This window comes from Streptomyces sp. NPDC054961 (assembly GCF_053609145.1).
This window is the reverse complement of record NZ_JBSGWY010000006.1, coordinates 80274-106826: the sequence shown is the minus strand read 5'-3', so window position 1 is coordinate 106826 and position 26553 is coordinate 80274. Positions and strand designations below refer to the sequence as shown.

Annotated in this window: 19 protein-coding genes; 13 read left to right on the top strand and 6 right to left on the bottom strand. The window is 73.4% G+C overall.

What is annotated here, in order from left to right; all coding sequences use genetic code 11:
- Window positions 1–13 precede the first annotated feature (13 nt).
- Window positions 14–943, bottom strand: coding sequence for a Gfo/Idh/MocA family protein (locus ACWF9Z_RS08745; RefSeq protein ID WP_453599319.1), 930 nt, complete (start codon window positions 941–943; stop codon window positions 14–16).
- A gap of 298 nt (window positions 944–1241) precedes the next feature.
- On the opposite strand from ACWF9Z_RS08745, the gene glnII reads away from it, so the two are divergent.
- From glnII to ACWF9Z_RS08730, 3 genes are all read left to right on the top strand, one after another.
- Window positions 1242–2261, top strand: a complete 1020-nt coding sequence (glnII, locus tag ACWF9Z_RS08740) for a glutamine synthetase (protein WP_453599043.1) — start codon at window positions 1242–1244, stop codon at window positions 2259–2261.
- 555 nt (window positions 2262–2816) lie between these two features.
- A complete protein-coding gene (locus ACWF9Z_RS08735; protein WP_453599040.1) occupies window positions 2817–3473 on the top strand; it encodes a winged helix-turn-helix domain-containing protein in 657 nt (218 codons plus the stop codon).
- A 161-nt stretch (window positions 3474–3634) separates the two neighbouring features.
- Window positions 3635–5503 (top strand): serine/threonine-protein kinase, encoded by a 1869-nt coding sequence (locus tag ACWF9Z_RS08730; RefSeq protein WP_453599037.1) that lies wholly within the window; start codon window positions 3635–3637, stop codon window positions 5501–5503.
- On the opposite strand, the gene ACWF9Z_RS08725 is transcribed toward ACWF9Z_RS08730, so the two are convergent.
- A complete protein-coding gene (locus ACWF9Z_RS08725; protein ID WP_453599034.1) occupies window positions 5481–6137 on the bottom strand; it encodes a TetR/AcrR family transcriptional regulator in 657 nt (218 codons plus the stop codon). The genes ACWF9Z_RS08730 and ACWF9Z_RS08725 overlap by 23 nt on opposite strands.
- Window positions 6138–6201: 64 nt before the next feature.
- Here ACWF9Z_RS08725 and ACWF9Z_RS08720 point away from each other — a divergent pair, with 64 nt between their 5' ends.
- Window positions 6202–6714: an SRPBCC family protein gene (locus ACWF9Z_RS08720; RefSeq protein WP_453599031.1), complete on the top strand. Its 513-nt coding sequence runs from the start codon at window positions 6202–6204 to the stop codon at window positions 6712–6714.
- A gap of 142 nt (window positions 6715–6856) precedes the next feature.
- Here ACWF9Z_RS08720 and ACWF9Z_RS08715 read toward each other — a convergent pair whose 3' ends face one another.
- Window positions 6857–8413, bottom strand: coding sequence for a PepSY-associated TM helix domain-containing protein (locus tag ACWF9Z_RS08715; protein ID WP_453599028.1), 1557 nt, complete (start codon window positions 8411–8413; stop codon window positions 6857–6859).
- Between the two features lie 78 nt (window positions 8414–8491).
- Complete coding sequence (locus ACWF9Z_RS08710) at window positions 8492–9151, bottom strand: hypothetical protein (protein WP_453599025.1); 660 nt, start codon at window positions 9149–9151, stop codon at window positions 8492–8494.
- Window positions 9152–9354: 203 nt separating this feature from the next.
- Between ACWF9Z_RS08710 and ACWF9Z_RS08705 the strand changes: the two genes are divergently transcribed.
- From ACWF9Z_RS08705 to ACWF9Z_RS08670, 8 genes are all read left to right on the top strand, one after another.
- A complete protein-coding gene (locus ACWF9Z_RS08705) occupies window positions 9355–9996 on the top strand; it encodes a rhomboid-like protein (RefSeq protein WP_453599023.1) in 642 nt (213 codons plus the stop codon).
- A 173-nt stretch (window positions 9997–10169) separates the two neighbouring features.
- Window positions 10170–10985 carry a tyrosine-protein phosphatase gene (locus tag ACWF9Z_RS08700; RefSeq protein WP_453599020.1) on the top strand — a complete coding sequence of 272 codons (816 nt, stop codon included), beginning with the start codon at window positions 10170–10172 and terminating at the stop codon, window positions 10983–10985.
- A gap of 133 nt (window positions 10986–11118) precedes the next feature.
- Window positions 11119–13047, top strand: a complete 1929-nt coding sequence (locus ACWF9Z_RS08695) for a hypothetical protein (protein ID WP_453599017.1) — start codon at window positions 11119–11121, stop codon at window positions 13045–13047.
- 156 nt (window positions 13048–13203) lie between these two features.
- Window positions 13204–14643, top strand: a complete 1440-nt coding sequence (locus ACWF9Z_RS08690; RefSeq protein ID WP_453599014.1) for a hypothetical protein — start codon at window positions 13204–13206, stop codon at window positions 14641–14643.
- A 119-nt stretch (window positions 14644–14762) separates the two neighbouring features.
- The gene (locus ACWF9Z_RS08685; protein ID WP_453599012.1) at window positions 14763–15665 is read left to right on the top strand and encodes a metal-dependent hydrolase; all 903 of its coding nucleotides are present in this window, start codon (window positions 14763–14765) and stop codon (window positions 15663–15665) included.
- On the top strand, window positions 15662–16717 hold the full coding sequence (locus ACWF9Z_RS08680; RefSeq protein WP_453599009.1) for a PDR/VanB family oxidoreductase: 1056 nt from the start codon (window positions 15662–15664) through the stop codon (window positions 16715–16717). The genes ACWF9Z_RS08685 and ACWF9Z_RS08680 overlap by 4 nt, the downstream gene beginning before the upstream one ends.
- A 68-nt stretch (window positions 16718–16785) precedes the next feature.
- On the top strand, window positions 16786–17514 hold the full coding sequence (locus ACWF9Z_RS08675) for a TetR/AcrR family transcriptional regulator (RefSeq protein WP_453599006.1): 729 nt from the start codon (window positions 16786–16788) through the stop codon (window positions 17512–17514).
- An 85-nt stretch (window positions 17515–17599) separates the two neighbouring features.
- Window positions 17600–18136, top strand: a complete 537-nt coding sequence (locus ACWF9Z_RS08670) for an N-acetyltransferase family protein (protein ID WP_453599004.1) — start codon at window positions 17600–17602, stop codon at window positions 18134–18136.
- A 93-nt stretch (window positions 18137–18229) separates the two neighbouring features.
- Here the strand turns inward: ACWF9Z_RS08670 and pulA are convergent, their stop codons facing one another.
- On the bottom strand, window positions 18230–23647 hold the full coding sequence (gene pulA, locus ACWF9Z_RS08665; RefSeq protein WP_453599001.1) for a pullulanase-type alpha-1,6-glucosidase: 5418 nt from the start codon (window positions 23645–23647) through the stop codon (window positions 18230–18232).
- A gap of 41 nt (window positions 23648–23688) precedes the next feature.
- Complete coding sequence (locus tag ACWF9Z_RS08660) at window positions 23689–25461, bottom strand: carbohydrate-binding module family 20 domain-containing protein (protein WP_453598998.1); 1773 nt, start codon at window positions 25459–25461, stop codon at window positions 23689–23691.
- A 261-nt stretch (window positions 25462–25722) separates the two neighbouring features.
- On the opposite strand from ACWF9Z_RS08660, the gene ACWF9Z_RS08655 reads away from it, so the two are divergent.
- Complete coding sequence (locus tag ACWF9Z_RS08655) at window positions 25723–26514, top strand: phytanoyl-CoA dioxygenase family protein (RefSeq protein WP_453598995.1); 792 nt, start codon at window positions 25723–25725, stop codon at window positions 26512–26514.
- The last annotated feature ends 39 nt before the right edge of the window (window positions 26515–26553 follow it).

Here is a 26553-nt window from a genome sequence, read left to right as displayed (position 1 = left end):
GCGGCGGCCGCCCTCAAGGAAGCAGTTGCCCCTCCGCCTCCGCCAGGATCTCCGTCAGCCGTGCCCCGAACTCCGCCCCCCGCTCGTCCGGCACCCCGGTACGGGCCGCCGTGAGCAGCGCGTCCAGGGCGCGGCCGTAGGCGCCCTGGACGTTGCTCCACTCCGGAAGGCCGAAGACACCCTCGGCCCCCCGCAGCTCCAGGCCCACCCCGGCGGCCGCGCGCGGGGCGCTCAGGCTCAGGACAGCGGTGCTCGCCGCGCCGGAGGTGTGGCGCAGGGCCAGCTGGACCACGTCGGAGGGGCCCCGGGTGGCGCTGACCGAGGTGACGTCGCCGAGTACCGGAACGAGTACGGACAGGGCGTGCGGGCCCACGTCCCACAGCCCGCCCTTGTCCTTGCGCCAGGGCGAGTCGGCGTAGGCGCTGCGCTCCCCGTCGGGCGGGAAGACCGCGCCGAGCCAGTGGGCGGCGCCGGTGAACCAGCCCGAGCGCTCCGCCTGCTCCGCCACCCAGCCGGCGGTCGGCTCGGCGAAGCGGAGGGTCAGGAAGACCACGGAGGCCACCTGGTGTTCGACCACGGCCTCGGCGACGGCGCGGGCGGCGGCCGCCGTGGTGGCGACGGGCTTGTCGAGGAGCAGGTGGCAGCCGGCGGCGGCCGCGCGCACGGCGAGGGGGGCCTGTACGTCGGGCGGCAGGGCGAAGGCCGCGACGTCACAGTCGGCGAACAGCGCCTCGGGGTCTTCGTACACCTTCACGCCGTACGCGGCGGCCAGTTCGGCCGCGGCTTCGGGCCTGCGGCCCCAGACCCCGACGAAATCGGAGCCGGGATGCGCGGCGAGGGCGGGCGCGTGGGTGCGGTGGGCCCAAGGGCCGGTACCCAGCAGCCCGACGCGGGGGCGGGACCCGGAAGCGGCCTCTTCGGCGGCATCTCCGGCGGACGTCAAATCGTACGAAATGCTCACCTGCCTAGTCTGCCCCACCCGGTCGGATGCCCTGCGGGCGACCCGCACAAGGGCGCCCACCTGCGGAGTAAACCTCGGTAACACGGGGTTCACACGCGGGCAACGGAAGAGAAATCGCGAGCGGGCACGCTGCGGTCAACACCGCAGAACGAATTCGCAGCACGCGACGGAGCGAGACGCGAAGGCGGTACGCAACCGCAAGACGCCACCGCAACCGCGACGCGCGACCGCAAGCACCCGCAGAGTCCGCGCCGGAGCGACGCACCGAAGGATGGGGCCCGTGAGCTACAAGGCTGAGTACATCTGGATCGACGGAACCGAGCCGACGGCGAAGCTGCGCTCGAAGACGAAGATCATGGCGGACGGCGACGCGCTGCCGATCTGGGGCTTCGACGGTTCGAGCACCAACCAGGCCGAGGGCCACGCCTCCGACCGCGTACTCCAGCCGGTGTTCTCCTGCCCCGACCCGATCCGCGGCGGCGACCACCTCCTCGTCCTGTGCGAGGTCCTGAACATCGACATGACCCCGCACGAGTCGAACACCCGCGCGCAGCTGCGTCCGATCGCCGAGAAGTTCGCGGACCAGGCCCCGATCTTCGGCATCGAGCAGGAGTACACCTTCTTCGACGGCACCCGCCCGCTCGGCTTCCCGGTCAACGGCTTCCCGGCCGCCCAGGGCGGCTACTACTGCGGCGTCGGCGCGGACGAGATCTTCGGCCGCGAGATCGTCGAGAAGCACCTGGACCACTGCCTCGCGGCGGGCCTGTCCATCTCCGGCATCAACGCCGAGGTCATGCCCGGCCAGTGGGAGTTCCAGGTCGGCCCGGTCGGCCCGCTGGAGGTCTCCGACCAGCTGTGGATCGCGCGCTGGCTGCTCTACCGCACCGCCGAGGACTTCAACGTCTCCGCGACGCTGAACCCGAAGCCGGTCAAGGGCGACTGGAACGGCGCGGGCGCGCACACCAACTTCTCCACGAAGGCGATGCGCGAGGGCTACCCCGCGATCATCACCGCGTGCGAGTCCCTGGGCGAGGGCAGCAAGCCCCTCGACCACGTCAAGAACTACGGCGCGGGCATCGACGAGCGCCTGACGGGCCTGCACGAGACGGCCCCGTGGAACGAGTACAGCTACGGCGTCTCGGACCGCGGCGCCTCCGTCCGCATCCCGTGGCAGGTGGAGAAGGACGGCAAGGGCTACATCGAGGACCGCCGCCCGAACGCGAACGTCGACCCGTACGTGGTGACCCGCCTCATCACGGACACCTGCTGCACCGCCCTGGAGAAGGACGGCCTGGTCTGACCCCGGCCCCACCACTCCCCGCACACGCCCCCGCCCGCCGAGCCCCCATGCCCCGGCGGGCGGCGCCGTTCGCCGGGCCGGCCGCCTTGACGGAGAGCGGCGAGGAGTACCCGGCCGACGGCTGGCCTGGGTGGGGGACGGATCCGCCCGCGATGCGATACGGGTGACCGGAGTGGACGGGCGCAGGCGGCTCACCGGGTGACGGATTGTCGGAATTGAAAGGGTCCGTTCATGGGATGGCTACGGAATATGGGATTCCGATCCACGAAGTGAGACGAGGACTGCCCCGGGGTGCGTGGATCTGCTTGAATGGGGCCATGGCCAGCTACTCGCACACCTCGACCGGTCGCAGCGACCTCGAGCCGTTCTGGCCCTCCCGTCAGGACCACGATTTCGACCGGGTGTGTTGCCGCGCGAAGAACGCGCCGGCCCTCTAAAGCCTCCGGGATCTCCCTGACGACCTCCCCCGAGGCCTTCGGTCTGCGCGGTACGACAAAGACGACGCCTGCACGTACGTCTCCTGCCGACCACTCCGCGTGAAAGAGCTGACCACTCATGGCGAACACCCGTTCCTTCGCTTCCGCCGCCTCCCCCGCGACCACACCCCGGGCGTACCCGACGTTCCCGCCCAGTCCGCGCCACCGCCTGCGGGCCGTGGACCGGGACGAGGTGGCGCGCGTCGTGGATCTCCTCCCGCCCGGCGCCACCTGGCTGCCCGCCCCCCAGCACACCCTGCCCAGCCTGCCGGGCCAGCCGCCCATGGTCGGCTACCTGGTGCTCGTACCGGCCGATCAGCAGCCGCCGATCGCCTTCGCCCCGCACGCCGTTCCCGCCGGAACCGCCCGCACGGCCGGAACCGCCGGAGCGGCCGTGGCCACCGGCCAGGCCGGTCACGCCGGCACGGTCCCCGCGCCCGCTCCCGTCACCGGGGACGCCCTGGTCCGCATCGACCCGTCGCAGCGCACCGCCGAGGTGGACGGCGAGATCCTCGACCTGACGTACCTGGAGTTCGAGCTGCTGGCCCACCTGGTCGCGAACCCGCACCGGGTGCACAGCCGGGACCAGTTGGTGACCAACGTCTGGGGTTACGGACACGTCGGCGACGGCCGCACCGTCGACGTCCACATCGCCCGGCTGCGCCGCAAGCTGGGCACGTCGCACCGCGGCGCGATCCAGACCGTGCGCCGCGTGGGGTACAAGTACGCTCCCTGAGCCGGCACGAGGGCGGGCCCGCGAGGGCCCGCCCTTCCCGTTCCCCGCACCTTCCTCCCGCCTTCCTCCCCTCTCCCTCTCGCCTCAACTCTCCCGCATCCAGGGGCCTTTCCGCAGGCCAGCGCCGTCCTGCGCGGACCGCTGTCGTAAGCTGCACAGGCGTGACTACCGGAACCGGCGGCATACTCGCCCCACTTGAACCCCAGGACCCCCGCGAGAGCGCCGGCTACCGGCTGATCGCCCGGATCGGCGAGGGCGGCATGGGGACCGTCTACCTCTCGCACACGCGCGGCGGCCAGCCGGTGGCGCTGAAGCTGATCCGCCGGGAGTTCGGGCAGGACCCCGACTTCCGGCGTCGTTTCGAGCAGGAGGTGCAGGCCGCCCGCCGCGTGCAGGGCTACCACCTCGTACCGGTCCTCGACCACGACACCACGGGCGCCACGCCCTGGCTCGCGTCGGTGTTCGTGCCGGGGCTCTCGCTGCACGACGCCGTGAACGCCTACGGCCCGCTCCCGCTGAACGCCGTCTTCCAGCTCGTCGGCTGCACGGCGCGGGCGCTCGGCTCCATCCACGCGGCCGGGGTCGTCCACCGCGACCTGAAGCCCGCCAACCTCCTGCTCGGCCCGGGCGGGCCGTACGTCATCGACTTCGGGATCGCCCGCGCCGCAGACAGCACGCAGCTCACCCGGACCGGCGGGGTCATCGGCACGCCGCAGTACATGTCCCCCGAACACGCGCTGGGCTCCGAGGTCACCGCCGCGAGCGACCTGTTCTCGCTCGGGCTGATCGCTGCGGTCGCGGCGACCGGGCAGCATCCGTACGGGACCGGCGGGGCTACGGCCATCGGCGTGCGGATCGCCAACACCGAGCGGCTCGCGCCCGACCTGAGCGGCTACCCGGAGCAGCTGCGGCCGCTCCTGGAGCGCTGCCTGACGGCGGATCCGACGGCACGGATCGGCACGGACGAGCTGACCGCGCTGTGCGAGACGGCGGCCGGACGCCCCCTCAACGACTTCGCGGGCTGGCTGCCGGAACCGCTCGGGCTGGAGATCGCCCGGCGGGTACGGGCCGCCGAGCATCCGCCGGTCCCCACGGTCACGGACCCGGACCCGAGCGGCACGGGCGCGGGCACGGGCACGGGCGCGGGCGCGGGCGCAAGCGCGGCCCCAGGTGGTACGGGCGCGGGCGCGGGCCCGGGCGGTACGGGCCCGGCCCCGGGCGGTACGGGTCCGGGCGCCGGTGCGTCCGGCGCCTTCGGCGGGGTGTACGCCGCGCCGACGGTGGGCGCGCCGCCACGGCCCGCGGGTCCCCCGTCGGCCGCCGGCCACCCCACGCCCCCTCCGGCGCCGGCCGCGGGCGGCGCCTCCGCTCCGGCTCCGCGGCGGTTCCGCGGGGCGCTGGTGGCCGCCGGCCTCGTGCTGGCCGTCCTCGCGGGCGCGGGCGCGGTCCGGCTGCTGGACGGCGACAGCGCCGGACACGACGACACCAAGCAGGCGGGCCCGGCCACGTCCTCGTCCTCGCCCTCGTCCTCGGACCCGGCCCCCGCCCCCTCCGGGCCCAAGACCGCGCCCTCGGCCTCCGCCTCGCCGAAGTCCGCGTACACGCCGGTCTTCCAGGACAAGCCCCTGACCCTGCGCGCGCCCTCCACCAACACCGGGACATACGTCGACCTGGACGCCCCGAAGGTCGTTCCCAACGGGGAGATCGGCAAGGCCCAGGGAATGGAACTCACCTACCAGGACTGGAGCGACGCGGGACTGGCCTTCCTGACGGCCACGGGCAAGAGCCCGGGCGGCACACCGGAGGAGTGCAGGGATGCCGTCGCCACCGACACCCTGACCTCCAAGGTGCCGGGCACCCAGCTCAAGCAGGGCAAGGTCCTCACGAAGGGGACCGTGCTGTGCACCGTCACCAGTGACGGCAACCTGGCGATGCTCCGCATCACCGACGTCATCATCGACACGAGCAAGGGGTCCATCGGCCCCATGCCCGACTACGTCACCACGCTCACGCTCTGGAAGATCGCGTGACCGGCGGCCGGGGCTCCCGGGGAGGGTCCCCGGCCGACGGGCCCCGCCCAGGGCCGGCGGGGGCGCCGTGCAGGAGCAGTTCGAGCACCGATTCGACGTAGTCGGCCAGTTGGCCCTCGCCGTCGAGCGGAAGCACGCCCGGCAGCCGGGTCCGCAGTTCGTCGTGGCCGACGTACGCGGCGTAGCCGAGCATGGCGCGCCGACCGGCCGCCTCGGGCGGGAAGCCGATCTCCTCGAAGAGCCCGGTCACGTACGCGAGCCGCCGCTGGGCCACCCGTCGCACCACCGGCGCCACCAGCTCGTGGTCGGCCGACGCGAGCAGGTTGGCCGCCGCGGCGCCCTGCCCGGCGCCGCCGGTCACCTGCGTGAGCAGGATCCTCAGCCGGGCCCGCGGGTCGGGCTCGGCCGCCAGGCTCTCGATGGTGGCCTCGGTGAACCTCCGCTCCCACAGCGCGAGAGCCGCCTCGACGAGTGCGTCGCGGTTGGCGAAATGCCAGTAGAAGCTGCCCTTGGTGGCGCCCAGCCGGGCCGCGAGCGGCTCCACGGCCACCGCCCCGAGCCCGCGCTCGCCGATCGCTTCGAGCGCTGCCGTCGCCCAGTCGTCCGCAGTAAGCCGTCGTCGCCCTCGATCCACATCCGTACGGTACCGTACGGTCACTCCATACGCCCCCGTATGGAAGCTGGCTCAGGGAGACGACGTGCACAACTTCCAACAGCGCACCATCGACGCGCCCGCCACCGAGGTCGGCGCCCTCCTCGACCGCCTGGGCACCCCGCAGGACCGGATCTGGCCCGCACCGGACTGGCCGCAGCTGGTGCTCGACGCGGGCCTCGCGGTCGGGTCGAGCGGCGGCCACGGACGGATCGGCTACTCGGTCACCGCCTACGAACCGGGCCGACGCGTCCGGTTCGCCTTCGCTCCGGGGCTCGGCATGAACGGCTACCACGAATTCCTGGTCACCCCGGACGGGCCGGCGCGCTGCCGGATCTCCCACACCGCGGCGGGACGCATGGAGGGCGCGATGCGCCTCATGTGGCCCCTGGCGATCCGCTGGCTGCACGAGGCCCTGCTGAACGACGCGTTCGACAACGTCCAGCGCGCGGCCACCGGCCGGGCGCCGCACCCGGCCCGCTGGTCGGCCTGGGTCCGCGTGGTGCGCCTCGCCCTCGGCCGTCCCACGCGCGCCGAGACGGACCCGACCGGGGCGTAGGCCTCCCGCCGGACCCCGGCCGCGGCCGGGGTCCCGGCAGGGGTCCCGACAGGGGTCCCGACAGGGGTCCCGACAGGAAGCCCTGCCGGACCCCGGGCGGGAACCCCCGGCCGGGGCCCGACAGGGGCCCCGGAAGAAGCCCCTAGGCCTCCGCGCCCGCCTCCGCCTCCGCGCCCGCCCGGCGCCTCGACGCCGCGAAGCCCAGCAGCAGGTCGACGGCCAGGAACACCAGCAGGCTGATCCCGAGCAGCGGTACGAACCAGCCCACGAGGGCCGTCACGGCGGCCAGCGGCAGCAGCGCCGTCACCGGCAGCTTCCGCCACGCCCCGCGGGGCTGCGCGCGGCCGAACGACAGGCCGTGCTCCTTGGTCGGACGGCGCAGCCACCACATGCGGTAGCCCCAGACGACCATGAACATCAGCAGGACCGCGAGGGCGGCCAGCGCCAGCTGGTTGGCCAGACCGAAGGTCAGGCCCATGTGCAGGTCGATGCCGAAGCGGGTCAGCTGGGCGAGCAGCGGATGGTCGGCGAAGCGGAGTTCGTCCATGACCCGGCCGTCGGCGGGATCGACGGAGACGGCGTCCAGGTGCACCGGCACCTGCTTGTCCTGCTCCTTGACCACGTACCCCTTCCCCCGGGAGGGCAGGGTGATCCGCAGGGATTCGGTGACCCCGGCGGCCCGCGCCGCGGCGACCGCGCCGTCGATGCCGATGGCGTCGGCCGGCGTGGACGCCGGCTGCGCGCCGTCGCCCCCGCCGTGCCCGGCGTGCTCCCCGCCGGCCTCGGCGGCCGGGACGCCGCCCACCGCGGCGGAGACGGCCGGGGTCGCGCCGCCGAGGCGGTCCTGGAGCTGCCCGATGTTCTCGCCGGCGTACTTCGACCAGGTCAGGCCGGTGGCGGAGAGGCCGACGAGGCCGATGGCGATCCAGACGCCGACGGATCCGTGCCAGGACAGCGTCTTGCGCCGACCGGTCGACGTGCGGTCAGGAAGGACCAGCGCCGCCTTACGGGTGCGCCTGCGGCCGATCCACAGCGCGAGCCCGCCGAGCACGACCACCCACAGCCAGCTCGCCGCGAGCTCGCTGTAGTTCCGACCGGGCTCCCCCAGCTGGAGGCTGGAGTGGAACTCGCTCAGCCAGGCCCGCAGCGGCAGCGCGTCACCGACGGTGGTGAGCTTCCCGCGCACCTGGGCCGTATACGGATCGACGAACACGGTGAGGGTCTCGCCCTCGGCGAGTCCCGGGCTCTCCATGATCACCCGGGTGGTGGCGTCCGCCTCGGGGGCCGGCCACACGGAGACCACCGTGCCCTGCGGCGCGGCGTTCTTGGCCGCGTCGACCTGCTCGCCGAGCCGCAGCGCGCTCGCGCCGACGTGGTCGACCGTGAGCTCGTCGGAGTAGAGGATCTTCTCGGCCTGCCAGGAGCCCGCGTAGAGCAGACCGGTGGTGGCGGCGAGGAACAGCAGCGGGGCGATCAGCACCCCGGCGTAGAAGTGCAGGCGCAGGAGCAACGGCCGCAAGGAGGCCCACGCACCGGGCCCGGCGGTGGGGCCGGCGGCCGAGGAGCGCGCGGAGGAAGAGGCAGAAGCAGAGGTGGAATCAGAGGTGGAGGCGGAGGCGGAGGCCGGTGCGGCTTCCGCGTCGGTTCCGGGTACGTCGGAGTCCGCGGCGCGGGCTCCCTGGACCTCGTCGAGAGACATGGGTGTCCTAGGTGTGGGCGAAGACAGGGGTGAGCGGCCCCGGGTCCCGCCCCCTCGCCGAGGAGGTGCGCCGTTCGGTCAGGCGCGGGCGGGACGGCCGGGGGCCGTGATACGGATCCGTCCCCGCACCGGCGGCCCGCGCCGTTCGGCCGTGTGGGCGTGCACGGCCCCGCGCAGGGTGCGGGGCCGCCGGTGGGCGGCGGGGCGGCGCACGGCGGGCAGCGGAGCCGCGCCGAGCGCGCGCGTCCGGAGCAGGGCGAGGACCCGGGAGAGCGGCCGGGCGCCGTGCAGCGCACCGGCCGCGAGGGCGGCGGCGAGACGGAAGACGGCCGCCTCGCCCCGGGCCAGCCAGGCCGCGCAGAGCAGCCCGGCGAGGACGTGTGCGGCGATCATGCCGAGGCCGTCGTGGGCGTGGGCGCCCGCCAGACCGCTCATGTCCATGCCGGCCATGCCCATGCCGCTCATGTCCATGCCGCTCATGTCCATGCTGGCCATGTGCATGTCGGCCATGTGCATGTCGGCCATGGCCGGTACGTCCGGGCCCGGCACGCCGTCCATGCCCTCCATGCCCATGTGCCCGCCGGCCGCGCCGCCCGGCTCCGCGTCCCTCGCGTGGTGGCCGCCGGGGAAGGCGGAGAAGACGAGGTGCAGGACCGCCTGGACGCCGAGCAGCGCGGCGGCGATGGGCAGGGGTCCCCGGCGGCGCCCGGCGCCGAGCCAGACGAGCCCTCCGGTCACCCCGAAAGCGGACAGAAGCCCCAATGCGGGAATGTCCGTACCGGACATGGACGAATGCCCGAACGCACCCAGTGCGACAGCCACCGCCGCGAATACCGCGGCCCGGGCAGCGCGCAGGGGCGCCGGGCTCTGTGACATGACCAGGGCATCGTGACACGGGTCCCGGCCTGGCTCAACGCACCGGGGTACCCGATCATGGACGGATGAATCCACTGCCGTTGACAGTGCCCCTGGGTGCGGTGTACGCGGGCGGGGTGCAGCTCGGCGCGTACGCCCTCGAGCGGCTGGCACCGGCGGCGCGCGAGCGGCTGCTGCGCACCTGCTCGACCAACGTGGACAACCTCGACGCCGGCCGCTGGGGGACCCTGGCGCTCAGCGCGCTGCTGGTCGAGGAGCCGATGCCACTGCCGTACGCGCTGCTCCTGACGGCGGTCCTCGGATACGCCGAATACGCGTACGGGGCCTGGTGGACGGCCGCCGCCTTCCTGTTCGGCCACACCGCGGCGACCCTGCTGGTGTACGGCGTCCTGCGCGGGACGGCCGGTCCGCGGACCCGCAGGGCGGTGGACGTGGGCACCAGTTACGGGCTCAACACCGTGCTCGGCGCGCTGACCTCGACGCTGCCGCGCGGGCCCGTGCGCACCGCCGCCCGGGTGGGGCTGCTGGCCCTCGCCGTGCGGCCGGTGCTGCGGCGGGGGCGGACCTTCACCGACGCCGGGCACCTGGTGGCGCTGGGAGTGGGCCTCGGGCTCTCGCTGGCCGCCGATTGTGCTTCCGGGGAAAGATCTACCAAAATCAGGGGAATGACACGCGTCACCCGACGCATGTCACCGCTGTCCGCCTAGCCCCTGATCCCTCCGGTTCCTCCAAGTTCCTCCGCATTCCTCCGATCCGGTCCGGTCCGGTCCGATCCGATTCTTCGATCATTCGTTTTTCGAATGCCCCCGGCACCGATACCACCCTCACCACGGACACCACCCACACCGCCGCCGCCACCGCCACCGCTGGAGCCGCCACGATGACCGTCACCACCGCCACGACCGTCGCCAATCTCCGCGACCTCGGCGGCACCCCGCTCTCCGGCGGCCGCACCGTGCGCCCCGGCCTGGTGCTCCGCTCCGGCCAGCTCGACCGGCTCGACCTCGACGCCGACCCGGTGGTGGCCGCGCTGGGCATCCGTACGGTCCTCGACTTCCGCACCGACACCGAGCGCGGCGAGCACCCCGACCGGGTGCCGGCCGGCGCCCGGCTGCTGATAGCCGATGCCCTGGCCGACAAGATGAACGCCGACGGCCCGAGGGGCGCCGAGACCGGCAAGATCCCCGCCGCGCAGCTCAAGGACCTGCTGTCCGACCCCGCGGTCGCGGAGGAGCACCTGGGCGGCGGCAAGGTCCAGGCGCTGTTCGCGGGCATCTACCGTTCGCTGGTGAGCTCCGCCTCGGCCCAGGCCGCGTACCGGCTGCTGCTCACCGAGCTCGCCGACCCCCAGGCGGGCCCGCTGCTGTTCCACTGCACGGCCGGCAAGGACCGTACGGGCTGGGGCGCGACCATCGTGCTGTCGCTGCTCGGCGCGGACGACGAGACGCTGATGGACGAGTACCTGTCGGTGAACCCGGCGGTGCGGATCGCCTTCGCCCCCATGATCGAGGGCTTCACGGCGGCCGGCGGCGACCCGGATCTCGCGCTGGCGCTGATCGGCGTCTACCCCTCTTACCTGGAGGCGGCACTGGACGAGGTGACCACGCGCTACGGCTCGATGGAGAAGTACGTGCGCGAGGGACTCGGCGTCCGCGACGAGACGGTCGAGGCGCTGCGCGAGCGGCTCGTCGCCTGATCCACGCGGCGGCCCATCGGCTGATCCACAGGGCGGCTCGTGGCCTGATCCACTCGGCGGTTCACGGTCCGGCCGCCCGCCGGACTCGGCCGAACGTGCGCAACCATCCGACCATTCGCTCGTTCTGCTGAACGTGACTGCGCCGGATACCGCCACCCGCCCCCTCTCGCCCGACGTCGAGCAGGCCGAGGCCGCCATCGTCGAGCACTACCCGCGGCTGGTGCGGCTCGCCTACCTGGTGCTGCCGCCCTCCCTCGGCCGCAACCGCCGGGTGCTCACCGCGCACTCGCTGGCCCAGCGCGCCCTGCCGCGCGGCCGCCGGGACGGGGCGGCCGCCGCCCAGGCCGCGGTGCAGGGCGGGGTCCCCGGGCAGCGGGGCGGGGCGGAGCACGAGTCCGGGTACGCCTACGTACGCCTGCGCGTGCTGCGGTCCGCCCTGGAGGCCGGGATCCCGCTGACCTTCCGTGCGCTGCCCCGGCGGGCCCAACTGCCCCCGCTGCTCCCCCAGGTGTGGGGGCTTCGGCTGTTCCCGCGCGCGGGCGGCGCCGAGGAGCTGGCCCTCGACCAGTGGCTGGCCACCCTCGACGGGCCGGGCCGGGCCGCCTGCGTGCTGCGCGCGCTGGAGCGGCTGTCCGAGCCGGACGTGCTCCGGGTCCTGACGGAGGCGGGGGTCGCGCATCCGGCCGCGGCCGTCGCCGAATCCGGCGATCCGGCCACCGACGAGCTGTTCGCCTCCCCCGAGTTCGACCCGTGCGTGCTCCAGGCCCGGCCCACCGACCTGCTGCGCCGCCGCCGGTTCGTGCGGGCCGGGATCGCCGCCGGGGCCGCCCTGCTGGTGTGCGGGGCGCTGCTCGCGCTGCCCGGCGGGGGCTGGGGAGCCGACGGGGCGGCGGCCCCGCCGTACGCGCGGAACGCGGCGGCGGAGCAGGCCCTGGACCCCGGGCAGCTGGTCCGGGCCGCGCCGGACGTCTGGCGCACGTCCTCCCGTACCGACTACTCCGGCTGGCCCGCGCGCGGCGACCGCGTCGACGACACCGCCCTGCTGCGGCGGGCGCTGGCCGTCTGGGCCCGGCCCGGCCGCTCGGTCGTCGTCTCGGCCACCCCCGGCACCCCGTCGGGGCCGCCGATGGGCCCGCCTCAGCTGCTGTTCGCGGGCACGGTCGACCAGGCCGTCGTGGTCCTGCTCTACGACGGGCTGCGCGTGGCCCGGTACGCCGAACCGCGCTCCGGGACCGACATCGCGGCCCTGGACTTCGCCCGGACCGACGGTGCCTCGGCGGACACGGCGACCGCCCTCGTGCTCAGCCGGGTCGACGGCAACGTCCGCTACCTGGCGGCGCCGTGGGTGACGGGCGTGGTGCTGCGCGATCTGCTGAAGCCGGCCAGCGCCCCCGCGGAGCTGAAGCTGACGGCGGACGGAACGACCCCACCGGTGGCGAGCCCGGCCCCGGAGGGCACCTGCGCGAGCTGGAACGCGCTGGCCCTGACCGGCGACGGCGGGACCCGGCTCATCACCGACCTGGGCGAACTGACCCCGGCCCGGCTGACGTCGGGCGCGCCGGGCGCCGAGCGGAACGTGACGGAGGGCGGGGAACTGGCCGACTGGTCACGGATCGCGTGCCTGCTGCCGTCCGTGCGCTCGCACGGGGTGCGGACGGTCAACGCGTGGACGTACGCGAAGCAGCCGCTGCCCGAGGGCGACGGCACGGCGACCTGGCTGTGTACGCGGGCGGAGACCTGGCAGGGCACCGCGGACCGGGTGCAGGCGCAGTTCCTGGCCCCGGGGGCGGCGCTGGCCGCGCAGGCGGCGAAGGCGGAGGGCTCGCCGGCGTGCGGGCCGCGGGAACCGCGGGTGCTGGCCGGGGTGCTGTGGAAGTCGAAGGCCGGGCAGTGGTACGTACTGGCCGCGGGCAGCGCGCAGTTCGCCTCGCTGACGGTCGGTGGCGGCCAGGTGAGCGGGGTCGCGGCGGGCAACCGGCTGGCGGTGAAGGCTCCGGCGGGCGCGCAGGTGGAGCTGTCGGGCAAGCTGACGGACGGATCGAAGGCGGGTGTCCTGCGGTAGCCCCGCCGGAACGTGGGTGAATCTTCAACCGTCGCGAACGGTCGGGTAGTTGGCGCGATCCGGACATGACTGCCACCGGGCACACATGGCATGATCGAATTCCGGTTACCGGCAGGTAACCAACCCGCACCCCTCACGTATCGAAGGTTCACCCACGTGCGCATGCTCGCCCGACGGCTCCTGCTCCCCGGCCTGACCACACTCGCGCTCACCGCCACCGGCTGCTCCTCCACGCCGCACGCCGGCGCCGCGGACGCGGCCGCCCCCGCCGCCCTCGCGCCCGCGGGCGACGGCCCGTCGCAGCAGCTCGACGTGGCCGCGGCGCCGCAGGGCACACCTACGCCGGCGGCCGTGTCCCGCGCCGACGGGAAGGGCAGGACGGGGCAGTCCTCGCTGAAGGTCGCCTCGTACGACCCGGCGAGCGGACGGGCCGTCATAGCCAAGGCCCCGCAGGGGCCCGCCCCGTCATCCTCGCCCGGCAAGAAGCCGGAGGCCGGCAAGAAGCCGGAGCCGGACAAGAAGCCGGAGGCCGACAAGCCCGTCGCGGTCGGCGACGTCATCGCCAGCGCACCGGCTCCTGGCGCCCCCAACGGCCTGCTCGCCAAGGTCACCGAGGTCGTCGGGAAGACCGACCGCGGCACCGAGGTCAAGACCGCCTCCACGACACTGGCCTCCGTCCTGAACGACGACAAGGCCGACGGCAAGGTCCCCGTCGACCCCGCGTCGGTCACCGTCGAACCCCTGATGAAGGGCGTCACCTTCTCCTGGGCCAAGAGCCAGGGCGTGACGTTCGGCCCCGAAGGCGCGAAGCTGCCCCTGGGCAACCTGCGCCTCGATGTGAACGCCGCCGTGGACACCGCCCCGGACGCCCCCGCGTCGGCCGGCGCCTCGGTGTCCGGGTTCGTCCAGCTCGCCCCCCAGGTGGAGTTCTCGTACGACGGCAGCCCGGGCGGGGGCGCCGCCGAGCCGCGTTCCGCCTTCCTCGGCATGAGCGGCGACTGGTCCTCGCAGTGGAAGCTCCAGGGCCGCGCCGCCGCGACCACCGGAGCGCCCAAGCGGATCCCGTTCGCCAAGCTGCACAGCGCTCCGGTCATCCAGGTCGGACCGGTGCCGGTCGTGGTCAACCTCGACCTGACCTGCTACGTCCAGGTGGAGGCCGACGGCCGCGTGACCCTTGACGTACAGCAGGACGTCAAGGGCGACTTCAAGGTCGGCGGCTCCTACGCGACGGGCAAGGGCTGGACTCCGGTCAGCGCGTCCACCGTCCGGAGCACGCCGGTCGGGGCGAGCGTCACCGCCACCGGGAAGGTCAAGGGCGCGCTCGGCGCCGAGGCCTCCGTCGGCCTGTACGGGGCCGTCGGCGTCAGCGCGGACTTCGCCCCGTACCTGCGCGGCGAGGCCGACGCCAAGGCGACGGCGGCCAGCGACGGCAAGACCTCCCTCGCCGGCGCGTGGGCGCTGTACGGCGGCTTCGACCTGAGCGGGCAGCTCCACCTCCAGCTGTCCCTGTTCGGCACGCCCGTCTTCGAGCGCCGCATCCCGCTGGGCGCCCTCAACCGCGAGTGGGCGCTCGCGAGCGGGCAGTCGGGTCGGTAGCCGGACCGGGCCCCCGAGCCCCAAGATCCCCGGGAGCGCGCTGCGTGCTCCCGGGGGCCGCGGAACTTGATGGCGGCAGAGGGGTTTCCCTCCCCCATACCCATCAGTACATTGACGCCATGTCTAATACGCCGCCCGCGTCGCCCGCCCCCGTGGCGTCGGAACACATAGACCTCAAGGCCCGCGACGTGTCCTTCGCCTGGGAGGACACCCCGCTCCACTGGCTGCCCGGCGACCCCTTCGCCAACCACACGATCAACGTGCTGCACCTGCTGCTCCCGGCGGGCGAACGCTGGTTCGTGCACGTCTACAAGCAGGTGCTCCCGTACATCGAGGACGAGCGACTGCGCGAGGACGTCGTGGGGTTCATCGGCCAGGAGGCCATGCACGCGAGCGCGCACGACGACGTGCTCCCCCACCTCAAGCGGCTGGGCCTGGACCCGACCCCGTACACCGCGCAGGTCGACTGGCTCTTCGAGAAGCTGCTCGGCGACCGGACCCTGCCGCCGGGCAGGGCGCGCAGGTGGTGGCTGATGGAACGCGTGGCGATGATCGCGGCGATCGAGCACTACACCGCCTTCCTGGGCAACTGGGTGCTCAACGCGCACGAACTGGACCGGCGGGGCGCCGATCCGATGATGCTGGACCTGCTGCGCTGGCACGGCGCGGAGGAGGTCGAGCACCGTTCGGTCGCCTTCGACCTCTTCATGCACGTGGACGGCAGCTACCGGCGCCGGGCGCGGACCTGGGCCACCGCCTTCACGGCGCTGGTCTTCCTGTGGCAGCGCGGATCGCGCTACTTCATGGAGCACGACCCCGAACTGCCGCCCGGCTCCAAGGCCTCGGTGGGCCAGTTCCACCGGTCGGGGCGCAAGGGCACCCTGCCCTCCACGGGCGCGATGCTGAAGTCGATCCCCACGTACCTGTCCCGTACGTACCACCCCTCCCAGGAGGGTTCGACGGCGCAGGCCGTCGCCTACCTGGCCTCCTCTCCCGGCGCCAACGGAGGTGCCCGCGCATGAGGCGGACCACCGCGGTGACGATGGGGGCGCTGGCGGGCGCGGCGTGGCTGGCGAAGCGGGCGGTCGGCAGGCGCATCGACGGCGGATCGCCGCTCTGGCCGCTGCCGGCCCTGGACACCCCGGTCTCGGGATACTCGCCGCGCCGGTGGATTCCGGCCCTGGTCGCGTCCCGCACGGAGCCCGCGGACGGCGTGCTGTCCCTGACGCTGCAATCGCCGGACCTCCCTGCCTGGGCCCCGGGCGCGCACGTGGACGTACGGCTCCCCTCGGGCCTGGTGCGCCAGTACTCGCTGTGCGGCGACCCCCGCGCCCCGGGCCGCTACACGATCGCGATCCGGCTGGTCGAGGACGGCCGCGGCGGCTCGCGCGAGGCGCACGAGCAGGTGACGGAGGGCGCGGAGCTCTCCGTCCGCCCTCCCCGCAACCGCTTCCCCCTCCTGCCCGCCCCCTCCTACGCCTTCGTGGCCGGCGGCATCGGCATCACCCCGGTGCTCCCGATGGTCCGGGCCGCCGAGGCCGCGGGCGCGGCCTGGACCCTCCTCTACGGCGGCCGTTCGCGCGCCTCCATGCCCTTCCTGGACGAACTGGCCGCGTACGGCGACCGGGTCACGGTCGTCCCGCAGGACGAGGCGGGCCTGCCCGACCTCTCCCCGCTCGCGGCGCTGCGCCCGGACACGCTGGTCTACTGCTGCGGTCCGGCGCCCCTGACGGCGGCGGTCGAGGCGGCGGCCGCGGCGGGCGTCCCCGTGCACGGGGAGCGCTTCTCCCCGACCGCCTCGGGAGGCGACGCGAAGTCCTTCACGGTGGAACTGCGGCGCTCGGGACGCCTGATCGAGGTGGCGGCGGCGGAATCCGCCCTGGCCGCCGTGCGCCGGGAGCTGCCCAACACCCCGTACTCCTGCGAGCAGGGCTTCTGCGGCACCTGCCGGCACCGCGTCCTGTCGGGCGGCGTCGACCACCGCGACACCCTCCTCACGGACGGCGAACGCGAGGACTCGATGCTCCTGTGCGTCTCCCGCGCGGCCGCGGACCACCTGGTCCTGGACCTGTAGCCCGGCCCCCGGCGGAACCGGGGCCTCCGGGGCAACGGCCCCGGCGGGCGGCGAAGTAGGGTGTCCGCATGACAACCGGGGTGCGGCGCAGGATGAGTGTCGAGGAGCGGCGGCAGCAGCTGATCGGGGTGGCGCTGGAGCTGTTCAGCCACCGGTCGCCCGACGATGTGTCCATCGACGAGATCGCGGCGGCGGCGGGGATATCGCGGCCGCTGGTCTACCACTACTTCCCGGGCAAACTGAGCCTGTACGAGGCCGCGCTGAGCCGGGCCGCCGACGAGCTCGCCCTGCGCTTCCACGAGCCGCAGGAAGGGCCGCTCGGCGCCCGGTTGCTGCGGGTCATGGGGCGGTTCTTCGCCTTCGTGGACGACCACGGGCCGGGGTTCTCGGCGCTGATGCGGGGCGGCCCGGCCGTCGGGAGCAGCCGGGCCAACGCGATGATCGACGAGGTGCGCCAGGCGGCGTACGAGCAGATCCTCGCGCACCTGGGCGTCGATCAGCAGGCCACGCCGGCCCGGCTGGAGCTGGTGGTCCGCTCGTGGGTGTCGCTGGCCGAGTCGACCGCGCTGATCTGGCTGGACGGGCGGCGGATCCCGCGCGCCGAGCTGGAACTGCAGCTGGTGCACGACTTCGCGGCACTGGCCGCGGTGAGCGCCGCCTACGACGCGCAGATGGCGGGCATCCTCGTACGGATCCTCGTGAACGAGCCGGCCGACGGGCCGTTCGGGGAGCTGGTAGGGCGGCTCGCGGCCCTCGTGCCGCACTCGGCGAAGCCGGGCGCGGGCGCGCAGCGCTGAGTACCGCTCGAGAGGAGCTGGACGGACCCGCGCGAGTGCCTCGGGGCCACCGGTCCTTGATCAACGGCCGGGCCATAATGCCTGCATGATCATTGACGACGAGATCTTGTTCCGGCAGGCGGAACAGAAGGACACCGGCACCCTGGTGGCCCTGTACGACCAGGCGGCCCACTGGATGGTTCGCCAAGGGATCGAGCAGTGGAAGCCCGGGGAGAAGAGCACCGCGCACTTCCTCGAGAAGATGCGCCAGGGCGAGGTGTGGATCGCCGGCGACACCGACGGCCGCGCCGTCGGGGCGTACGAGCTGTGGTGGTCCGACGAGGAGGCCTGGGGCGTCCAGCCGCCCGTGGCCGGCTACGTCCACCGGCTCATGGTCGAACGCGAGAGCGCGCCCGTCGGGGCCGGCCGGCGGCTGCTCGAACATGCCGAGCGGCGCATCGCCAGGGCCGGCCTCGAACGGGCGCGACTGGACTGCGTCTCCACCAACCCGCGCCTGGTCGCGTACTACCAGGGTGCGGGCTACCGGGTGGTCGGGGAGTTCCCCCACAAGGAGGCCGCGGACGGCCGGGTGTACGGGGTGATCCTGCTGGAGAAGCGGCTCGACCGGCTCACGCTGGTGTGAGCCGCCCCCGGCCGCGACCGGCGGGGGCGGCCCGGCCCGGCGCCGGCCGGCTCACCCCCGCCCGGAGCGGGAACCGGCCCGGCGCCCTCCCGTTCACCCCCGGCGGAAGACCGCCACCGTGCGGGCCGGGGTCGTGAACCCGCCCGACCGCACGTCGTACGACGCCGCCTTGACCGCGGCGTCCGCGCCCGAGGCCTGGACCGGGTGCAGGGCGTAGGCCGTGCCCGCGAGGGCGGCGACGCTCTGGGTCTGCGCGGCGGGAGTGGCGTTGAAGACCACCACCAGGTCGCCCAGGGCCATCGTGATCACGCCCGGGGTCTCCTCCGGCCCCGACAGCGGGAACGACAGGCGGGACTGGACCGCCTGCGCGGTGCTGAGGGCGAAGGCCGGCTCCGTCGTACGGATCTTCAGGAGGTCGCGGTAGGCGGCCGAGGTCCCCGTGATGTCCGCGCAGCCCGGGGCGGGATCCCCGGCCAGCAGCGGCTTCGCGTACGTCCACTTCGAGCGGTTGTCGGCGGCCGGCGGCAGTCCCCGGCCGAAGCCGTTGCCCTCACGGCAGTCCCAGTGGACGGCGTTGAACCAGTCTCCGCTGTCGAAGGAGTTGCGGTCCAGCGACTTCGAGCGCAGCAGGTCCGTACCCGCCTGGGAGAGGGACGGCCCCTGGGAGAGCGCGGCAACCGACATCGCCACGACCTGCGCGCGGGCCTGGTCGGCGGTCGAGGTCCCCTGCGGCAGCTTGTACTTCAGGGCGTCGAACAGCGATTCGTTGTCGTGGGCGTCGACGTACGCGAGCGCGTCGCCGGGCGCCGCCGCGTATCCGGCCGGGGCGCCGTTGTAGTCCAGTTCCGAGCCCTTGATCCGGCGGCCGGTGGAGTCGGTGAAGGCGTACGAGGCGAGGTTGCCGGTCAGCCCGACCTTGATCAGGTCCTGGTCGTGCAGGAGCCGGGTGCGCTGCTGCTCGCTCGTACCGTTCGCCGGGGAGGCGTTCGGGGCGGTGAACAGGCCGGACGCGAAGCCCTGTACCCGCGGGTCCTCGTCGAAGGGGCCACCGCCGCGCACCGCGTCGCGGGCCCGGTCGGAGAAGGTGGCGATGCCGGTGCCCGCCATGTTCTGCTGGGTGGCCTGGACGAAGCGGGCGTCGTTCGCGACCTCCCCGAAGTTCCAGCCCTCCCCGTAGAGGACGATCTTCTTCCCGTCGACCCCGTCCTTGGCGACGGTCAGCGCGTCCAGGGCGGCGCGCACCGCCAGGATGTTGTCCTTCGGGTGGTGGCCCATGAGGTCGAAGCGGAAGCCGTCGACCTTGTACTGCTTGGCCCAGGTGACCACCGAATCCACCACGAGGCGGCCCATCATGGCGTTCTCGGGGGCGGTGTTGGCGCAGCAGGTGGACGTGGCGACGGAGCCGTCGGCCAGCAGCCGCTGGTAGTAGCCGGGCACGATGCGGTCCAGGACGGACTTGTCCGACTGGCCCGAGGCCACGGTGTGGTTGTAGACCACGTCCATGACCGTGCGCAGGCCCGCGCCGTTGAGCGACTGCACCATGCGGCGGAACTCCACGGTGCGGGCCGTGCCGTCGGGGTCGCTCGCGTACGAGCCCTCGGGGACCGTGTAGTGCAGCGGGTCGTAGCCCCAGTTGTACGCGTCCTTCGCGGCCGCGGCGGCCACGCAGGCCTGCTGCTCCTCGGAGTCGGGGGCGTAGACCTTCAGGTCACAGGAGGGCTCGGTGCGGTCCGTGGGCTTTTCCGGGATGGTCCCGATGTCGAAGGCGGGCAGGAGGTGGACGTAGGAGGTCCCGGCGGCGGCCAGCTCGCGCAGGTGGCGCATGCCCGCCGAGGCGGTGTCGGTGAAGGCCAGGTACTGGCCGGGGTGGGTGCTGGTGGGGTCCGCCACGGAGAAGTCGCGGACGTGCAGCTCCTGGATCTGCGCGGAGACGAACGGGACGGGCGCGGGCTTCTTCAGGTCGCGCCAGCCGGGCGGGGCCAGCTTCGGGTCGGCCAGGTCGACGGCCAGGCTGTGGGTGGAGTCCGCGGTCAGGGCGGTGGAGTAGGGGTCCGTGACGAGGTTGCGGACCACCTGGCGGGTGCTCGGGGCCCACACGGTGACGGCGTAGCGGTACGGCTTGCCGGTCCAGGAGCGCTCGCCGCGCACCGACCAGACGCCGGTGGTGTCGTCGCGGCGCATGGGGACGGTGCGGCCGCCTTCGCCGCCGAGTTCGAGGGAGACCTGCTGGGCGGTGGGGGCCCAGACGGAGAGGGTGGGGCGGCCGTCCTTGAAGACGGGGCCGAGCGGGGCGGTGTTGGCGTACAGGTCGTCGAGGACCCCGGCGAGCTGCACCCCGGTGGCGGCCAGGACCGCGCCGTTCGCGGCGCGGGCGCTCGCGACGAGCTGGCCGCGCAGGGCCTCGCGCACCCGCTCGCGGTCGCGGGGGTCGACGGTGTAGGCCGCGGAGGAGGCCAGGTGCGGGAAGCGCTTCTTCTGGGCCTCGGTCAGCTGGGACTTCGACAGGCGCAGCCACTGCGCCGCGTCCGCCCCGGTCAGGGCGCCGCCCTCGGTGGCGATCCGGCCCTCGCGGGAGGCGAGGAGCTGTACGGAGGCGGCCGCCGCGGGGGCGTTCCAGGCGAGGGTGTCACGGTCGATCCAGACCGCTTCGGCCTTGGTGAGGTCCAGGGCGGCCGAGGATCCCGCGGGCTGCGGGAGGAGGTAGGAGGGAACGCCGCCCAGCATCCAGACCTCGTGGCCGGTGGCCTTCAGGTCCAGGGACTGGTCGGTGGGGAGGTCCTTGGCGTCGCCGTTGTGGAGGATGTAGCTGAGGCTCGTGGCCCCGGGGGCGAGCGGGACCTCGTAGACGGCGCCGTAGGTGTCGGTGCGGGTGGGGAGCAGCGGCTTGGACCATTCGGTCGGCGTCGCGGCGCCGGTCCACACGTGCAGGCCCCAGCCGTCGTAGGCGCCGTCAGGGCGCTGGTAGTGCAGAACGGCCTTCGTCGCGTCCTGCGGGAGCTCGGCGGGGCGTTCGGGGCGGGGTGCTTCCTTGCCCTGGTCGAGCCAGATCTCGCCCGTCTTGGTCACGTCGATGGTCCGGTCGGCGGCGACGTCCTTGTTGCCGTCCTTGTCGATGACGAGGTAACTGACGCTGCTCGCGCCGGGCTTGAGCTTGACGTACGCGAAGGCGCCGAAGGCGTCGCGGCCGGTGAAGCCGTGGCCGGCGGGCCAGACCGTGGCCTGGCCCTCGGCGAGGTCGCCCCAGGCGTAGAGGCGCCAGTCGGTGTAGTCGCCGTCGGGGCGGTTGTAGTGGACGACGGCGTAGTCGCGCTGGGTGGCCGTGGGGACCTCGGCGGGCGGGGCCTGCCCGGCGGTCGACGCGGCGAGGGCGCTCGCGGTGCGCCCGGCGGAGTCGACGACGACGGCCTTGTAGCGCAGCGGGGTGCCGGCGGCCGTGGCCGCTTCGACGTGGTGGGTGACCTTGTACGGGGCGTGGTCGGCGGAGCCGAGGACCTGCCACGGCCCGGTGCCGGTCTGGGCGGCGAAGACGACCCGGCTCAGGGGGTCGCCGGTCACGGTCGCGGAGAGCTCGACGGTGCCGGTGGCGCCCGCGGCCGGTGCCGTCAGGGTGAGGGCGGGCTTGGCGCTGGAGGCGGCGGGCTTGGCGGTCGGGGCGGTCGCCTGGAGGACGACGGAGCCGAGGACGGGGACGGTGACGGTGAGCTTCCCGGCGGCGGAGGCGCGCGGGAGCGCGGCGGCTCCGGCGGCCGCTCCTCCGTAGAGGGTGCGGTACTGGGCGCCGGCCGGGGCGTCGAGCTCTATGGTGCGGGGCTCGGTGCCGTTGTTGGCGGCGACCAGGTACTCGGTGCGGGTGCGGGTGTCGGTGCGGGCGAAGGCGTAGGCGGAGCCGTCGGAGAAACGTTCACTTTGAACGCCGTCGCGCAGGGCCGGGTGGTCCTTCGTCAGCTTCGAGAGAGCACTGATCTGCCGGTAGAGCGGGTGCTCCGGATCGAAAGCATCGCTCGCGTGCGTGCGCACCGTTCCGAGCTGGTCGTCGTCCAGGTAGTCGGCCACCTGCGAGGCGAAGAGCGGCTGGCGGGCGTCCTTGTCGCCGCCCGCGCCCGTGAACCCCTGCTCGTCGCCGGAGTAGATCACCGGATTGCCGCGGGAGAAGAACATCAGCTCGTTGGCCAGCCGGTACCGGTCCAGCAGCTCCTGCTCCCCCGCCCCCGGCCGGTCCTGCTTCAGGAAGGTCCCGAAGCGTCCCATGTCGTGGTTGCCGAGGAAGGTGACCTGCTCGTACGCGTTCGCCTTGTCGGTGGTGTACCGGTAGTCGTCGCCGAGGACGGACGCGAGGCGCCCGGCCGGCGCGCCCTGGGAGGCGTAGGAGCGGATCGCCTCCTGCAGCGGGAAGTCGAGGGTGGCGTCGAGGCGGCCGCGGGTCACGTAGGGGGAGGTGACGGCGGTGTCGGCCGAGTAGACCTCGCCGAACATGAAGAAGTCCTTGCGGCCGCGGCGGGCCGCGTAGGTGTCGAGGGCCGTGGCCCACTGCGTCCAGAACTCGGTGTTGACGTGCTTGACGGTATCGATCCGGAAGCCGTCGATGTCGAAGTCCTTGACCCACTTCTCGTAGATCTTCTCCATGCCCTCCACGACCTCGGGACGCTCGGTCCACAGGTCGTCGAGACCGAAGAAGTCGCCCTGCCCGGAGGACTCGCCGGCGAAGGTGGAGTCGCCCCGGTCGTGGTACATGGTCGGGTCGTTGAGCCAGGCCGGGGACTTGAGGTTCTTCTTCGCCTCCGGCACGAAGGGGGTGCGGGGGAAGGAGTCGGCGTCGGTCTTCGCGAACGCGCCCTTCCCGCCGGCGCCGGCGGCGTAGTCGGCGTCGTCGAAGGGCACCCCGTCCTTGGTCAGGTAGGGGAAGGCACCCTTGGAGAGGTACCCGTACGAGGCCTCGCGGTAGTCGACGACGTCGGCCGTGTGGTTGGTGATGACGTCGAAGAAGACCTTCATCCCCTTCCCGTGCGCCTTGTCGATCAGGCGCTCCAGGTCGGCGTTGGTCCCGAAGTGCGGGTCGACCTGGGTGAAGTCGGTGATCCAGTAGCCGTGGTAGCCGGCCGAGACGTCGGCACCCTTGCCCTGCACCGGCTGGTTCTTGAAGATCGGCGCCATCCAGATGGCCGTGGTGCCGAGCCCCTTGATGTAGTCCAGCCGGTCGGTCAGCCCCTTGAGGTCCCCGCCCTGGTAGAAGCCCTTGTCCGTCGGGTCGAGCCCGGTCTCCAGCCGGGAGCCGGTCAGGCCGCCCCGGTCGTTGCGCGGGTCGCCGTTCGCGAACCGGTCCGGGAGGACGAAGTAGAACTGCTCCCGGGTCAGATCGTGCCGCGCGGGCTCGGCGGCCAGCTTGGCGTCCGAGGGCGGGGCCGGCGGCGCCTTGGCGGCGACGGCCGCGGCGGCGGGGAGGGCGGGCAGGAGCGTCACGGCCAGGGTGGCGGCGAGCACTCCCGCCGCGCCGGCGAGGGCGGGGCGTGTCAAGGCGGGTCTCCTTGGGTGCGGGACGGGGGCGGTACGGGAAGTCAGTTGCGCCAGGTGTCGGTCAGCGCGACCTTGCCGCTGGCGGGGACCGTGGCGGAGCGATTGGCTCCGCTCTCCCAGGTGACGTTCCCGGCGGCGTCCTTGCGGACGTACTTGTACGCGAAGACCGTGCCGGGCGGGAGCGTGACGTCGAGCTTCCAGACGGGGTAGGCGGCCGGGTCGAGCTTGAGGGCTCCGGCGGTGTTCCAGCCGCCGAGCTCGGTGCGGTCGCCCGTGACGTAGATGTCCTGGCCGAGCGAGGTGGTGGCGTTCACGGCGAAGGCGGCGCCGGAGGCCGCGGTGGGGGTGGGAGCCGGAGTGGGCGTGGGCGTGGAGGCGTCACAGCTGCGGGCGCCCACGTGCAGGGCCAGAGCCGTCCCGGCGCCGAGGGTGGCGGTGAAGCGCCCGCCGGCGTCCACGGTGACCGCGCGGCCGCTCTGCACGTCGCAGTAGCCGCCGGCCGGGAGGGAGGTCTGGAACGTCCGGGTCAGCGCCGAGGCCTCGTGGTTGATCGCCACGTACGCCTTGGTTCCCCGCCCGAAGGCGATCTGGTCGCCCCCGTTGTCCCACCAGCCGGTGACGGCCTGCCCGCGCGCGGAGTTGCGGAAGGCGACCATGGAGGAGATCTCGCGCCAGGAGTGCTGGCACTTCCAGCCGTCGGCGTAGCAGGCGTTGACCGTACCGCCGTTGGGCGGTCCCGCGTCCCGGTCCGTCCACTCGTAGCCGGAGTGCACGTCCGGAGAGCCGTAGGGCCAGGCCAGCATGAACACGCTGGCGAGGGTGTAGGAGGAGCCGTCCTTGTAGTTGAGGGTGTCGCCGCCGCGCTCGGTGTCATGGTTGTCGACGAAGACGGCCGACTGGGCGCTCGGCATGTAGCCCCAGGCCTCGCCGAAGTTCTTCAGGTAGGAGAGGTTCTCGCTCTGGAAGACCCGCTTGAGGTCCCGGGCGTAGCGGAACTCCTGCACGTCTCCGTTGCCGAGGTACTCGGACGGCGAGACGGCCTCGCCGGCGCCGTGGATCGCCTCCTGCTTCCAGTAGGCGCCGGGGTTCGTCAGCCGGGACTTGATGCTGGCGAGGTCGGCGGCGGGCATGTGCTTGGCGGCGTCGATCCGGAAGCCGTCGACGCCGAGGGAGAGGAGGTCGTTGAGGTAGCCGGCGATGCGGCCGCGGACGTAGTCCTCGCCGGTGTCGAGGTCGGCGAGCTGGACGAGCTCGCAGTTCTGGACGTTGGCGCGGTCGGTGTAGTTGGAGATCGTCGCCCGGCAGTCGTCCATGTCGGCGCCGGAGTACAGACCCGGGTAGTTGTACTTCGTGTACGAAGTACCGCCGGTTCCGGTCCCGTCGGAGGCCGCCATGTGGTTGACGACGGAGTCGGCGACGACCTTCACGCCGGCCGCGTGACACGCGTCGACCATCGCCTTGAAGGCCGCCCGGTCACCGAGCCGTCCGGCGATCTTGTAGCTGACGGGCTGGTACGAGGTCCACCACTGCGCCCCCTGGATGTGCTCCTGCGGGGGCGAGACCTGGACGTACCCGTAGCCGGCGGGACCGAGACTGTCTCCGCAGGCCTTGGCCACGGAGTCGAACCGCCACTCGAACATGACGGCGGTGACGTCCTTGTCCCCGGGGGTGGCGGCGAAGGCCTGCGGGGCCTGCGCGGTGATCGCGGCCGCGGCGGCGAGGGAGGCGAGGGCGGACACGGAGAACAGCGCGACGGCGGCACGGGCGGTCTTGACGACCCTGACGGCCCTGACGGCTCTGGCGGGGCGGGACATGGGGCATTCCTCCTGGCGAAGAGGCGGGCCGGACCGAGTGGGGCCGGTCACGGCCGAGTTGGGGATTGCAGCGACCGTAGGGGCCAGGAGGGAGCCCTGCAAGACTTTGCGCAAGAGATTGCAGAATTGTTTCAGGGCGGGGCCGGGGGTGGCGGGCTGCCGGACCCGGGGCCGTCGGTCAGAGGGGGTACGGGCCGCCCGCGGGCGGCCCCCGCGAATCCCGGTTGCCGATCTTCGTGTTCCTGTCGAAAATCGGCTGCCATGGAGAACGTGCTGTCAGCAGACGAGATCGAGCGGTTCGTCACGGACGGCTTCGTCCGCCTTCCGGAGGCGTTTCCACGTGCGCTGGCGGAGGAGTGCCGGGCCTTTCTGTGGCGCGAGACCGGACTCGATCCGGACGACCCGGCGACCTGGACCGAGCCCGTCGTCAGGCTCGGCGGCTACGCGGACGAGCCGTTCCAGCGGGCGGCCACCACCGAGCGCCTGCACTCCGCCTTCGACCAGCTCGTGGGTCCGGGCCGGTGGGCGCGACGCGTTGGTCTCGGCACGTTCCCCATCCGCTTTCCGCACCCGGCCGACCCGGGCGACGCCGGCTGGCACATGGATGCCGGCTACACACCCGAAGGAGAGACGGGATACCGGCTCAATCTCCAGTCCCGCGACCGGGCGCTGCTGATGCTGTTCCTCTTCTCCGACGTCGACGCCGAGACCGCGCCGACCAGGATCAAGGTCGGCTCGCACCTGGACGTCCCGGCGTTCCTGCAGCCCGCGGGCGATGCGGGCATGGACCTCTTCGCGCTCTGCGCGGCCATGGACCGGGCGGGCAGGCTCGACGCGCCCGATCGCCCGCTGGCCCTGGCCACCGGGCAGGCAGGCGATGTCTACCTCTGCCACCCGTTCCTGATCCACTCGTCCCAGGCCAACCGCGGCACCGCCCCGCGGTTCATGGCCCAGCCGCCCCTCACCGCGACCGCCCCGCTCGACCTGGACCGCCACGACGGCGCCTACTCCCCCGTCGAACGTGCGGTGCGATGGGGCCTGGCCTTGGAGTAGTCGGCAGACTCCCTCCCGGACCACGCCCGCTGTCCGTCG